13 protein-coding genes and 1 pseudogene are annotated in these 12,714 nt (G+C 50.0%); 6 read left to right on the forward strand and 8 right to left on the reverse strand.

What is annotated here, in order from left to right; translation table 11 throughout:
• Positions 1–20: 20 nt before the first annotated feature.
• Positions 21–2,165, forward strand: a complete 2,145-nt coding sequence (gene pta / locus EA14781_RS03495; RefSeq protein WP_000086738.1) for a phosphate acetyltransferase — start codon at positions 21–23, stop codon at positions 2,163–2,165.
• Positions 2,166–2,348: 183 nt separating this feature from the next.
• Positions 2,349–3,869 carry a putative basic amino acid antiporter YfcC gene (gene yfcC / locus EA14781_RS03500; RefSeq protein WP_001274484.1) on the forward strand — a complete coding sequence of 507 codons (1,521 nt, stop codon included), beginning with the start codon at positions 2,349–2,351 and terminating at the stop codon, positions 3,867–3,869.
• A gap of 42 nt (positions 3,870–3,911) precedes the next feature.
• On the opposite strand, the gene EA14781_RS03505 is transcribed toward yfcC, so the two are convergent.
• The 5 genes from EA14781_RS03505 to EA14781_RS03525 all read right to left on the reverse strand — a co-directional run bounded on the left by EA14781_RS03505 (position 3,912) and on the right by EA14781_RS03525 (position 7,891).
• Positions 3,912–4,865, reverse strand: a complete 954-nt coding sequence (locus EA14781_RS03505) for a transketolase family protein (RefSeq protein ID WP_000593042.1) — start codon at positions 4,863–4,865, stop codon at positions 3,912–3,914.
• Positions 4,858–5,688, reverse strand: a complete 831-nt coding sequence (locus EA14781_RS03510; protein ID WP_001102824.1) for a transketolase — start codon at positions 5,686–5,688, stop codon at positions 4,858–4,860. Before EA14781_RS03510 ends, EA14781_RS03505 begins: the two co-directional genes overlap by 8 nt.
• The gene (locus tag EA14781_RS03515; protein WP_000470236.1) at positions 5,685–7,073 is read right to left on the reverse strand and encodes a PTS ascorbate transporter subunit IIC; all 1,389 of its coding nucleotides are present in this window, start codon (positions 7,071–7,073) and stop codon (positions 5,685–5,687) included. Before EA14781_RS03515 ends, EA14781_RS03510 begins: the two co-directional genes overlap by 4 nt.
• A gap of 22 nt (positions 7,074–7,095) precedes the next feature.
• A complete protein-coding gene (locus EA14781_RS03520) occupies positions 7,096–7,368 on the reverse strand; it encodes a PTS sugar transporter subunit IIB (protein WP_000699817.1) in 273 nt (90 codons plus the stop codon).
• Positions 7,369–7,447: 79 nt separating this feature from the next.
• Entirely contained in the window at positions 7,448–7,891 is a 444-nt protein-coding gene (locus EA14781_RS03525; protein WP_000935565.1) for a PTS sugar transporter subunit IIA, read from the reverse strand.
• A gap of 251 nt (positions 7,892–8,142) precedes the next feature.
• Here EA14781_RS03525 and EA14781_RS03530 point away from each other — a divergent pair, with 251 nt between their 5' ends.
• On the forward strand, positions 8,143–9,162 hold the full coding sequence (locus tag EA14781_RS03530; protein ID WP_001018810.1) for a LacI family DNA-binding transcriptional regulator: 1,020 nt from the start codon (positions 8,143–8,145) through the stop codon (positions 9,160–9,162).
• Between the two features lie 6 nt (positions 9,163–9,168).
• Here EA14781_RS03530 and yfcD read toward each other — a convergent pair whose 3' ends face one another.
• From yfcD to EA14781_RS25955, 3 genes and pseudogenes are all read right to left on the reverse strand, one after another.
• Positions 9,169–9,717 (reverse strand): NUDIX hydrolase YfcD, encoded by a 549-nt coding sequence (yfcD, locus tag EA14781_RS03535; protein ID WP_000437929.1) that lies wholly within the window; start codon positions 9,715–9,717, stop codon positions 9,169–9,171.
• Positions 9,718–9,775: 58 nt separating this feature from the next.
• Positions 9,776–10,327 (reverse strand): phosphodiesterase, encoded by a 552-nt coding sequence (gene yfcE, locus EA14781_RS03540; RefSeq protein ID WP_002461696.1) that lies wholly within the window; start codon positions 10,325–10,327, stop codon positions 9,776–9,778.
• Positions 10,328–10,382: 55 nt separating this feature from the next.
• Positions 10,383–10,475, reverse strand: a pseudogene (locus EA14781_RS25955) (glutathione transferase); the annotation flags it as partial.
• Positions 10,476–10,754: 279 nt separating this feature from the next.
• Here EA14781_RS25955 and yfcG point away from each other — a divergent pair.
• The 3 genes from yfcG to EA14781_RS03555 all read left to right on the forward strand — a co-directional run.
• On the forward strand, positions 10,755–11,402 hold the full coding sequence (gene yfcG / locus EA14781_RS03545) for a GSH-dependent disulfide bond oxidoreductase (protein ID WP_000886375.1): 648 nt from the start codon (positions 10,755–10,757) through the stop codon (positions 11,400–11,402).
• A 56-nt stretch (positions 11,403–11,458) separates the two neighbouring features.
• Positions 11,459–11,821: a dihydroneopterin triphosphate 2'-epimerase gene (gene folX / locus EA14781_RS03550; RefSeq protein ID WP_000068455.1), complete on the forward strand. Its 363-nt coding sequence runs from the start codon at positions 11,459–11,461 to the stop codon at positions 11,819–11,821.
• 20 nt (positions 11,822–11,841) lie between these two features.
• Positions 11,842–12,714 (forward strand): TIGR01777 family oxidoreductase (locus tag EA14781_RS03555; protein ID WP_042335372.1); only part of this gene is annotated, 873 nt, incomplete at its 3' end.

Consider the following 12,714-nt stretch of genomic DNA (forward strand, 5'->3'; position numbering starts at 1 on the left):
GTAACGAAAGAGGATAAACCGTGTCCCGTATTATTATGCTGATCCCTACCGGAACCAGCGTCGGGCTGACCAGCGTCAGCCTCGGCGTTATCCGTGCTATGGAACGCAAAGGCGTTCGTCTGAGCGTTTTCAAACCTATTGCTCAGCCGCGTACCGGTGGCGATGCGCCCGATCAGACAACGACTATCGTGCGTGCCAGCTCTTCCACCACGACAGCCGCTGAACCGCTGAAAATGAGCTACGTTGAAGGTCTGCTTTCCAGCAATAAAAAAGATGTGCTGATGGAAGAGATCGTCGCGAACTACCACGCTAACACCAAAGACGCTGAAGTGGTTCTGGTTGAAGGTCTGGTACCGACACGTAAGCACCAGTTTGCCCAGTCTCTGAACTACGAAATCGCGAAAACGCTGAACGCGGAAATCGTCTTCGTTATGTCTCAGGGTACTGACACCCCGGAGCAACTCAAAGAGCGTATCGAACTGACTCGCAACAGCTTTGGTGGTGAAAAAAACACCAATATCACCGGCGTTATCGTTAACAAACTGAACGCACCGGTTGATGAGCAGGGGCGTACCCGTCCTGATCTGTCCGAGATTTTTGACGACTCCACCAAAGCAAAAGTGAACAACGTTGATCCGGCGAAGCTGCAAGATTCCAGCCCGCTGCCGGTTCTCGGCGCTGTGCCGTGGAGCTTTGATCTGATCGCGACCCGTGCGATCGACATGGCTCGCCACCTGAACGCGACCATTATCAACGAAGGCGACATCAACACTCGCCGTGTGAAATCCGTCACTTTCTGCGCACGTAGCATTCCGCACATGCTGGAACACTTCCGTGCTGGCTCTCTGCTGGTAACTTCCGCAGACCGTCCTGACGTTCTGGTTGCTGCTTGCCTGGCTGCAATGAATGGCGTAGAAATCGGCGCCCTGCTGCTGACTGGCGGCTACGAAATGGACGCGCGCATTTCCAAACTGTGCGAACGTGCTTTCGCGACCGGCCTACCGGTATTCATGGTGAACACCAACACCTGGCAGACTTCTCTGAGCCTGCAGAGCTTCAATCTGGAAGTTCCGGTTGACGATCATGAGCGTATCGAAAAAGTTCAGGAATACGTTGCTAACTACATCAACGCTGACTGGATCGATTCTCTGACCGCGACTTCTGAGCGTAGCCGCCGTCTGTCTCCGCCAGCGTTCCGTTATCAGCTGACTGAACTGGCGCGCAAAGCGGGCAAACGTATCGTTCTGCCGGAAGGCGACGAACCGCGTACCGTAAAAGCAGCCGCTATCTGTGCGGAACGTGGTATCGCGACTTGCGTACTGTTGGGTAACCCGGCAGAGATTAACCGCGTAGCTGCATCTCAGGGCGTAGAACTGGGCGCAGGCATTGAAATCGTTGATCCAGAAGTGGTTCGCGAAAACTATGTTGCTCGTCTGGTCGAACTGCGTAAGAACAAAGGTATGACCGAAACCGTTGCCCGCGAACAGCTGGAAGACAACGTGGTTCTCGGGACTATGATGCTGGAACAGAATGAAGTTGACGGTCTGGTTTCTGGTGCAGTTCACACCACTGCAAACACCATCCGTCCGCCGCTGCAGTTGATCAAAACTGCGCCGGGCAGCTCTCTGGTATCTTCCGTGTTCTTCATGCTGCTGCCGGAACAGGTTTACGTTTACGGTGACTGTGCGATCAACCCGGATCCGACTGCTGAACAACTGGCAGAAATCGCAATTCAGTCCGCAGATTCCGCCGCTGCTTTCGGTATCGAACCGCGCGTAGCAATGCTTTCCTACTCCACCGGTACCTCTGGTGCTGGTAGCGACGTAGAGAAAGTTCGCGAAGCGACTCGTCTGGCGCAGGAAAAACGTCCTGACCTGATGATCGACGGCCCGCTGCAGTACGACGCTGCGGTAATGGCTGACGTTGCGAAATCTAAAGCGCCGAACTCTCCGGTTGCAGGCCGCGCTACCGTGTTCATCTTCCCGGATCTGAACACCGGTAACACCACCTACAAAGCGGTACAGCGTTCTGCCGACCTGATCTCCATCGGGCCAATGCTGCAAGGTATGCGCAAACCGGTTAACGACCTGTCCCGTGGCGCTCTGGTTGACGATATCGTCTACACCATCGCTCTGACCGCGATTCAGTCTGCTCAGCAGCAGTAATCACACCTGTTTCGCAATATTGCGGAAACCAAATCCGGAAATAGTCACTATTTCCGGATTTTTATTCTCTACGCAGTGAAAAGTAGTGCCTGATTATTCAGCTTAACTGCGCTGCATCAATGAATTACCACGCCTCGCTTTGCATACTTATTTCTTTTTCTTATCTCAGGGAAAGTTTGCGCTATGTCCGCAATAACTGAATCTAAACCAACCAGAAGATGGGCAATGCCCGATACGTTGGTGATTATCTTTTTTGTCGCTATTTTAACCAGTCTCGCCACCTGGGTTGTTCCGGTGGGGATGTTTGACAGCCAGGAAGTGCAGTATCAGGTTGATGGTCAGACAAAAACGCGCAAAGTCGTAGATCCTCACTCATTTCGCATTTTGACCAACGAGGCAGGTGAACCGGAGTATCACCGCGTACAACTGTTTTCGACGGGAGATGAACGTCCGGGCCTGATGAATTTCCCGTTTGAAGGACTTACCTCTGGCTCGAAATATGGGACAGCCGTTGGCATCATCATGTTTATGCTGGTGATTGGTGGCGCGTTTGGCATCGTCATGCGTACAGGAACCATTGATAACGGCATTCTGGCGCTTATCCGCCATACGCGGGGAAATGAAATCCTCTTCATCCCGGCGCTGTTTATTCTCTTTTCGCTCGGTGGCGCAGTATTCGGTATGGGGGAAGAGGCTGTCGCCTTTGCCATCATTATCGCCCCGCTTATGGTCCGGCTGGGTTATGACAGTATTACCACCGTCCTGGTAACCTATATTGCCACGCAGATCGGTTTTGCCAGTTCGTGGATGAACCCGTTTTGCGTGGTCGTCGCTCAGGGGATTGCGGGGGTTCCGGTCCTTTCCGGCTCAGGCTTGCGCATCGTAGTGTGGGTTATCGCCACGCTGATTGGCCTGGTCTTCACCATGGTGTACGCCTCACGAGTGAAAAAGAATCCTCTGCTGTCACGCGTTCATGAGTCCGATCGCTTCTTCCGCGAAAAGCAGGCTGATGTTGAAGAGCGCCCGTTCACCCTAGGTGACTGGCTGGTCTTGATTGTTTTAACTGCGGTGATTATCTGGGTGATTTGGGGCGTGATCGTTAATGCCTGGTTTATTCCAGAGATTGCCAGCCAGTTCTTCGCCATGGGGCTGGTGATTGGCATCATCGGCGTTATCTTCCGTCTTAACGGCATGACTGTTAACACGATGGCCTCGTCATTTACCGAAGGGGCGCGAATGATGATCGCCCCTGCCCTGTTAGTTGGTTTCGCCAAAGGGATTTTGCTGCTGGTTGGTAACGGCGAAGCAGGCGATGCCAGCGTGTTAAATACTATCCTCAACAGTATTGCTAATGCTATTAGCGGACTGGATAACGCGGTCGCCGCCTGGTTTATGCTTCTCTTCCAGGCGGTATTTAATTTCTTTGTCACATCCGGCTCTGGTCAGGCTGCGTTAACCATGCCGTTACTGGCACCGCTCGGCGATCTGGTCGGGGTTAACCGTCAGGTTACCGTGCTGGCCTTCCAGTTTGGTGATGGCTTCAGTCACATCATTTACCCAACCTCAGCTTCACTAATGGCAACGCTGGGGGTCTGCCGGGTAGACTTCCGTAACTGGCTTAAAGTTGGGGCGACGCTACTTGGACTGCTGTTTATTATGTCCAGCGTGGTGGTGATTGGCGCTCAATTAATGGGTTACCATTAAGTCGAAAATCCCCTTGCCAGTCTCTCTGGCAAGGGGAACTGATTACAATAACTCTCTGGCTGCCGCTACAATATCATGCGCTGTTAATCCGTACTCTCTCTGTAAAAAGTCCTGAGTTCCTACCTGACCATAGCGCTCCTTCACACCCACGCGACGCATCGGTACCGGACAGCTTTCGACCAGAACCTCCGCAACAGCCGATCCCAGTCCATTGTGAATACTGTGGTTTTCACAAGTCACAATACGCCCTGTTTTCTCGGCATAATTTCTAATCAACATGCGATCCACAGGTTTAAGGGTAAACATATCAATCACCGCGGCACTCACGCCACTCTGCTCCAGTTGACGTGCAGCCTCCAGAGCTTCCGCTACCATAATGCCATTAGCAATCAGCGTGATATCAGTGCCTTCACGCAGGACATTCCCCTTACCAATGGAAAATGTTGTTCCTGGCGCATAGATACTTGTCGCTTGCTTGCGGATCGTACGAACCCAGTAAAAACCATCAAGCGCCACAAGCTGGCGTAAAATATCACTAAACATCACCGCATCGGTCATTTCCAGCACCACCGAATGCGCCAGCCCACGCACAATTCCCATGTCTTCAAACGACATATGTGTTCCGCCGTTGTGACAGGCAGTAACGCCTGCATCGGAAGCGATCACTTTGACATTGCCACGTTGGTAATCGAGCGACATAAATAACTGATCAAAACAGCGACGGCTGGCGAATGCGGTAAAAGTGTGCACAAATGGCTTGCGACCAGTCAACGCCAGACCTGCTGCTGTACCAATAACATTGGCTTCCATAATGCCGCAGTTGATTACCTGCTGTGGATAATCCCGCGCCACGCTATCCATTGCCATGGAGCTCATTAAATCCGCTTCAAGGGCAATGACAGCACTATCAGTCTCAATCTGCTGCGCGATGAATCCAGCATAGACTTTGCGCATTTCAATACTGTCTTTTTGTCCTGCAGGTGCGAGCTTAATCATGCATGGCCTCCAGTTGGCGAATAGTTTCGTTTAACGTCTCCTTCATTTCTGGCGTCAGACGCAGGTGATGAGAATTGCTAAGTTGCTCAAGGTACGGCACGCCCTGCCCTTTAATGGTATCAAGGATGACAACAAGTGGTCTGGCATCTGCCGGCCTGACAGGTTTCACTACCCGCACTAACTCATTAATGTCATCGCCTTTTACCGTTATGACATCAAAACCAAAAGCACGGAATTTCGCTTCTAAATCAAATGGATTGATAATCTTATCCAGTTCGCCATCAAGTTGTTGTTTATTCCAGTCGATGAAAACCATGAGATTATTCAGTCGATGGTGAGCAATAAACTGGAAGGCTTCCCAGCACTGGCCTTCATTAAGCTCTCCGTCGCCGACAATACAAAAAACCCGATTACGGCGACCCGCCAGTTTATGGGAGAGCGCCATCCCACCAGCAATAGATATCCCCTGCCCCAGCGATCCTGTAGTGGCATCCACACCGCGAGTTTTTAATCTGTCGGGATGACTTGGTAAACGTGTACCGTTCTGATTTAAGGTTCTTAATTCTTCCAGAGGAAAATAACCTTTCAGCGCCAGAGTGCTATAAAGAGCCGGCCCTGCATGTCCTTTCGACAACACAAAGTAGTCACGCTCAGGCCAGTCAGGATCCGCAGGATCAATTTTCATCACTACGCCATACAGTACCGCCAGCGTTTCAACCACCGACATACAACCGCCATAATGGCCAAAACCAAGATGATTCAGCGATTTAAGTGTTTCGGTGCGAATATCCCGTGCAAATTGAGTGACTTCTCTGACATTCATGATTTGGCTCCACTCGTCTCTTGCGCCTTAGTAGCGACTTTATTTTTGGCAAAAATATTCCAGGCGACCAGCAATACAAACAGCGTTACCACAACCCCCGTAATCGCAAAAGGAGAGAGATATCGCGCAAGGTTGCCAAGAACGATGCCGACAGCACCAAAATCAGCATCAGAAAACGTGGTATTGGCAAACCCAATCGCCCCGAGAACAGGCAGTAGCAACACAGGCAAGAAGGTAATCAATAACCCATTCGCAAACGCCCCGATCATTGCACCGCGACGTCCGCCTGTAGCGTTACCAAATACGCCCGCAGTCGCACCGGTGAAGAAGTGGGGAACGACACCAGGAAGGATCAGCACCAGCTTCATCTGCCCCAACAAAAATAGCCCCACCAAACCGCCAAGAAAGCTAAACAAGAAACCAACTAATACTGCGTTTGGCGCATACGGATACACAACCGGGCAATCGAGGGCTGGACGGGCATTCGGCACCAGCTTTTCTGAGAACCCGGTAAATGCAGGTACAATTTCCGCGAGAATTAAACGTACACCTTGCAGAATGATAAATACGCCAGCAGCGAAGGTGATGGCCATAATGATGGCGTAGACAAGGTAGTTTTGACCGCCACTGAACTGGCTTTCAACGTACTCACGCCCGGCACTGATCGCCATGATCAGATAAATCACCATCATCGTAAGAGAAATAGAGATGGAACTGTCGCGCAGGAAGCTCAGATTTTTGGGCAAGTTCATCTCTTCGGTGGAGCGGGAACCTTTACCGCACACGCTGCCAATCCAGCCAGAGAGCACATATCCCAGAGTACCAAAGTGACCAAAAGCGATTTCATCATTCCCGGTAATACGCCTCATATAGCGTTGGACCAACGCCGGGAAAAATGCCATCACCAGTCCCAGAATAAGAGAACCGGTAAAGACCAGTGAAATCCCTTCAAAACCCGCCACAGTAAGAATTACGCCAATCATGCAGGCCATATAAAAGGTGTGGTGCCCGGTCAGGAAGATATATTTCAGGCGCGTAAATCTGGCGACAATAATATTAGCCACCATACCAAATGCCATAATTAACGCCGTAGAAGCGCCATATTTTTCCAGCGCAATTGAAACTATCGCTTCATTATTTGGGATAATCCCCTGAATATTAAAAGCATGTTCAAACATACTTCCCAGTGGATTTAACGACCCGACCAGGACCGTTGCGCCGCCACCCAGTACAATAAATCCAAGGATAGTTTTAATTGTGCCTTTAACAACATCAGAAAAAGCTTTTTTCTGCGCAACCAGGCCAATTAAGGCAATCAACCCAACCAGTACCGAGGGTACTTTCAGGATATCAACAACAAAATTCAGCGTTTCAAGGATAAACATATCCACCTCGCTTCAATCAGAATTATCGTTTGGCGAACCAGTTGCGCAGTTGCGTTTCGAGTTCATTAATGTCAATGATGTTGTTGATAACCACCAGTTGACCTTCCGGCACGCTGGCGCTGGCGGCAATATCTTTCGCCATCACAAACAAATCGGCTGCGCCTGGAGTCGCGGATGAGAGATCGGAGTGTTCCACTTCCGCATCTATCTCCATTTTTTTCAGGATCTTTTTAATATTCATTTCAACCATAAAACTACTACCAAGCCCCGACCCGCAAATAGCCATGATTTTCATTGTATTCACCATTTTAATTTGTAGAGGTTCCCATCACGCAATGGCGTAATGTTGTGAAAAGATTGAATTTATAATGTGATTAGAATCGTGAAATTATCGTTTTTATTTCCTCCAGGTTACGAGCCTGATGTAATTCCTGTAAATCTTTTTCACTGGAGAATAACTCAGCCAGCGCAGATATCATTTCGATATGACTGTGTTTGTCTGGTGCGGCAAGTAAAATGATGACATCTACAGGATCAAATTCCTCGGCATTAAAACTGACACCTTCTTCGAGTTTTAATAATGATAACCCTAACCCTTTAGCCCCTTCTTCCGGTCGTGCATGAGGCATCGCCAATCCCGGCGCCAGAACATAATAGGGTCCCAATTTTTCATGCTGTTTTTTGATTGCAGTAAGATAATCCGTTGTAATAAGTCCAGCGTCCAGTAACGGTTTGCCGCAAATATCCAATGCCTGTTGCCAGGAGTCGACACTCTTACGCAATACAATTGTTGAATCAGAAAGCCAGGTATTAAGCACTTGTCCTCCTCATTTCCCATATCAATGAGCAGACTTTAAGCAAGCAACGGCGGCATATCTGAGATCAATCTCACAAAGATAGCGCTATCAATATGTATCATTCATATTTGTGATAGCGCTATCAAAACGGATTTCACTGATGAAATCCAAGCTTCCGGCAGAAATTAAGAGGTATACTCTGCTACCAACAGGAAGCCGTCGATGACAAGCAAAAAAAGATCTCCATATGTAGTCGCTGAGCAGGATTTTGTATGGCAATAACCCGAAAACGTCGCAGTACAGGTAAAGTCACTATCGCCGATGTCGCGCAACTCGCAGGCGTTGGCACAATGACGGTATCCAGGGCGTTACGTACGCCTGAACAAGTTTCCGATAAACTACGAGAGAAGATCGAAGCCGCTGTAAATGAACTGGGGTATATGCCTAATCTCACTGCAAGTGCGCTGGCATCGGCATCTTCTCATACTATTGCGATGGTCGTTCCCAATCTGGCCGAAGCGGGATGTACAGAAATGTTTGCCGGACTGCAACATGTGCTACAGCCTGCGGGATATCAGATAATCCTGGCCGAATCACGTCACCGCCTGGAACAAGAAGAAAAAGTGCTGGAAACTCTGCTGGCGTCGAATATCGCCGCAGCTATTTTGCTCAGTGTTGAGCATAGCGATACCGTGCGCAACTGGCTCAAAAATGCTTCAATTCCCGTTATGGAAATCGGCGCCATTCGTACCGACCCGATTGATATGAACATTGGTATTGATAATGTCGCTGCGATGTTCGAACTGACAGATATGCTGGTACAACGTGGTTATCAGAATATCGGCCTGCTGTGCGCTAACCAGGAACAGTGGATCTTTCAGCAACATTTACAGGGATGGTATAAAGCCATGTTGCGCCATCATATGTCTCCCAACCGCGTTATTAACGCCGCGCTGCCACCGGTATTTTCCACCGGGGCGTCACAATTGCCGGAATTTTTACTCGCATGGCCGGAACTGGACGCTCTGGTATGTGTGTCTGATGAACTGGCCTGTGGTGTTTTGTATGAATGCCAGCGAAGACGCATCAAAGTACCTGACGATCTCGCCGTAGTAGGATTTGGCGACAGTGATGTTAGCAAAGTTTGCCAGCCCCCGTTAACGACAATGACCGTTCCTCATCGGAAAATTGGTCTGGAGGCAGGGAAGGCTTTACTGGAACGAATTAAAGAAGGTAACTGGAGCGATCGAAAACCCATCGCTCCCAGTTTGTGCTTACGAGAAAGTTGCTGAAACTTATTAAGCCTCTTCCGAATCTTCTTGAATTTCTAGTTCATTCCTGACGTTACGCTTCATCCACAGCGCCAGAGCTTTCAGTGAATCTGGCGTGAATTCATCGCAACGAGCGGTGATTTCTTCCGGGGTCAGCCAGCATACCTCACTAATTTCATCTTCCTGAAGGGCGAAGGGGCCGTGAGAAACACAGCTAAACAACGCGCCCCAAACCCGGCAATTTTTATCCTCAAAATAGAACTGGCCGTGCTCAGCAAAGGGAACTCCGGCAATGCCCAACTCTTCTTCCGCCTCGCGGCGTGCGGATTCCAGCAGTTGCTCATCAGCCTGAACTACACCACCTGCCGTAGCATCTAACATCCCAGGTAAAAAGTCTTTTGTCTCGGTACGACGCTGAACCAGAATTTTGCCCATGCCATCATGCACTACAATGTAAGTTGCACGATGACGCAGACACTCTGCCCGCATCTGTTCCCGGCTGGCTTGTGCAATGACTTCATTCTCTTCATTGACAATATCCACCCATTCAGTACTTGCCAAACGACGCTGTTCCATTATCAGGAAACCTTCTTTTTCTGGCGCTCTTACGGCGCATTTTGAGTTGTTGGGTAAATTACGGATTAATCGCAACCTGCGCAATGATACTTTGATCATTGAGTGCGATTACACTTAAAACGCCGTCTTCCAACATGCCGTAGCTTGCCGGAAAACCGCCTTTCGGAATGCTCACCGAACCGGGGTTAAAGTGGAAAATTTCTCCCCGCTGTTCCGCGACCGGTAGATGGGTGTGTCCATACACCAAAACATCATTCTGGTTTAAAGCAGGCAGATTATCCGGGCCAAACAGATGACCATGCGTCAGAAACAGTCGTTGTTTTTCCATTAACACCTGTTGCCATGGCGCAGTCATCGGGAAATGCAGCAGCATCTGATCCACTTCGCTGTCGCAGTTGCCACGCACTGCGATAATTTTATGCGCCACTTCATTTAACCGCTCGGCTACCTTTGCTGGCGCATACCCTTCAGGCAGTGCGTTTCGCGGGCCATGATTCAGCACATCGCCGAGAATCACCAGCCACTGAGCACCGCTTTGGGCAAATAAATCAAGAACACGTTCCGTCGCCGGTAACGACCCATGAATGTCCGATGCAAACATCAGTTTCATCACTCACTCCTCGTCGAAAAAACGTAAGCTATAATACTGGATTCTGCTGCCGCTATCAGCCAGATTGCTTCGCTGAAAGTGCAATAAAACGCTGAACGGAAGCCCTCTGCTACCGGAGTGCCGCATAATCCACCAACCGATCCGACACGTTGCCGCTAACGGCCCATAGCCTTGCCATGCGGACTGTAAATATTCACCGGGCTCAATAGCCTGCGGGTCTTTCTCCAGCAACTCCCCCTGGCGGATAATACATAACGGGCACCTGACCAACATGTAATAGCGGATTCACTCATTATATCCCCGGCGATAAATGGGCTTGCTATCAAACTATAGAGCTTTTTCACCACTGTCATGTGACGAAAACTCACGCAAATCGCCACGCTTTCTATACTTAAGGTGTTCTGATTATTAGACAACCGGAGCCGCGATGCTCGATCTCTATTTCGCCCCAACACCGAATGGTCAAAAAATTACGTTGTTTCTTGAAGAAGCAAGACTGGACTATCGCTTAATCAACGTCGACCTCGGTAAAGGCAGCCAGTTTCGCCCGGAGTTTTTGCGTATTTCGCCCAACAATAAAATTCCGGCAATTGTTGATCACGCGCCAGGCGATGGCGGCGAACCGTTAAGCCTCTTTGAGTCCGGTGCAATTCTGTTGTATCTGGCAGAGAAAACGGGACTCTTTTTGAGCCACGAACCGCGTGAACGCGCCGCCACATTACAGTGGTTATTCTGGCAGGTTGGCGGACTGGGTCCGATGCTCGGACAAAACCATCATTTCAATCATACTGCACCACAGACCATTCCTTATGCCATTGAGCGTTACCAGGTAGAAACCCGACGCCTTTATCATGTCATGAACAAGCGTCTGGAAAACTCGCCCTGGTTGGGCGGCGAAAATTACAGCATTGCAGATATTGCCTGCTGGCCGTGGGTGAATGCATGGCTCCGCCAGCGAATTGATCTCACGATGTATCCGGCGGTAAAGAACTGGTATGAGCGAATCCGTTCTCGTCCGGCTACCAACCAGGCACAGCTAAAAGCTCAACTCAATGATGAAATTTCGAATGGTTAACAAATAAAGGTTCTCGTGTATTATTTCGGTCTAAGTAAAACAACGGAGAACCTGCAATGGCACAACCTGCCGCTATTATTCGTATAAAGAACCTTCGTTTACGTACGTTTATCGGAATTAAAGACGAAGAGATTAACAATCGTCAGGATATTGTTATCAATGTCACTATCCACTACCCCGCCGATAAAGCACGCACCAGCGAAGATATTAACGACGCACTGAATTACCGCACCGTCACCAAAAACATCATTCAGCACGTTGAAAATAACCGCTTCTCTTTGCTGGAAAAATTAACTCAGGATGTGCTCGACATCGCACGTGAACATCACTGGGTGACGTATGCTGAAGTGGAGATCGATAAACCTCACGCGCTGCGCTACGCCGACTCAGTATCAATGACCTTGAGCTGGCAGCGCTGACTGTCATATCGGGAGGCAGCATGAACATAGTGATCACCGGAGGAACGGGATTAATGGGTCGCCATTTGATTCCGCGTTTGCTGGAGCTGGGACATCAAATCACGGTAGTGACGCGTAACCCGCCGAAAGCCAGCTCCGTTCTCGGTCCCCGGGTGACACTATGGCAAGGGCTTGCCGATCAAAGCAACCTCAACGACGTTGATGCGGTAATCAACCTGGCCGGAGAACCGATTGCCGATAAACGCTGGACTCACGAGCAAAAAGAGCGTCTTTGCCAAAGCCGCTGGAGTATCACACAAAAACTGGTGGAGTTAATTAACGCCAGCGATACGCCGCCGTCGGTGTTTATTTCGGGTTCAGCAACGGGTTATTACGGCGATCTGGGGGAAGTGGTCGTCACTGAAGAAGAACCGCCGCATAACGAATTTACCCATAAACTCTGCGCCCGTTGGGAGGAAATTGCCTGTCGGGCGCAAAGCGACAAAACGCGCGTGTGCCTGTTGCGTACCGGCGTGGTGCTGGCACCTGATGGCGGTATCCTCGGCAAAATGTTACCGCCGTTTCGCCTCGGTTTAGGCGGCCCGATAGGTTCCGGTCGGCAGTATCTGGCCTGGATTCATATCGATGATATGGTCAACGGTATTCTCTGGCTGCTGGATAACGAGCTGCGCGGGCCGTTTAATATGGTTTCGCCCTACCCGGTACGCAATGAACAATTTGCCCATGCGCTCGGTCATGCACTGCATCGCCCGGCGATTATACGCGCCCCCGCGACCGCCATTCGGTTGTTAATGGGCGAATCTTCAGTACTGGTGTTAGGTGGACAACGCGCACTGCCTAAAAGGCTGGAAGAAGCGGGTTTTGCGTTTCGCTGGTACGATTTAGACGAGGCG

This window comes from Escherichia albertii NBRC 107761 = DSM 17582 (assembly GCF_000759775.1).
In the GTDB taxonomy this organism is placed as follows: Bacteria; Pseudomonadota; Gammaproteobacteria; order Enterobacterales; family Enterobacteriaceae; genus Escherichia; species Escherichia albertii.

Bases quoted from the DNA above. Each gene is read 5' to 3' on its own strand.
- yfcD (WP_000437929.1), bottom strand. From the start codon at position 9,717: ATGGAACAGCGTCGTTTGGCAAGTACTGAATGGGTGGATATTGTCAAT.
- EA14781_RS03530 (WP_001018810.1), top strand. From the start codon at position 8,143: ATGGCAATAACCCGAAAACGTCGCAGTACAGGTAAAGTCACTATCGCC.
- EA14781_RS03520 (WP_000699817.1), bottom strand. From the start codon at position 7,368: ATGAAAATCATGGCTATTTGCGGGTCGGGGCTTGGTAGTAGTTTTATG.
- yfcG (WP_000886375.1), top strand. From the start codon at position 10,755: ATGCTCGATCTCTATTTCGCCCCAACACCGAATGGTCAAAAAATTACG.
- yfcC (WP_001274484.1), top strand. From the start codon at position 2,349: ATGTCCGCAATAACTGAATCTAAACCAACCAGAAGATGGGCAATGCCC.
- EA14781_RS03510 (WP_001102824.1), bottom strand. From the start codon at position 5,688: ATGAATGTCAGAGAAGTCACTCAATTTGCACGGGATATTCGCACCGAA.
- EA14781_RS03515 (WP_000470236.1), bottom strand. From the start codon at position 7,073: ATGTTTATCCTTGAAACGCTGAATTTTGTTGTTGATATCCTGAAAGTA.
- folX (WP_000068455.1), top strand. From the start codon at position 11,459: ATGGCACAACCTGCCGCTATTATTCGTATAAAGAACCTTCGTTTACGT.
- EA14781_RS03505 (WP_000593042.1), bottom strand. From the start codon at position 4,865: ATGATTAAGCTCGCACCTGCAGGACAAAAAGACAGTATTGAAATGCGC.
- yfcE (WP_002461696.1), bottom strand. From the start codon at position 10,327: ATGAAACTGATGTTTGCATCGGACATTCATGGGTCGTTACCGGCGACG.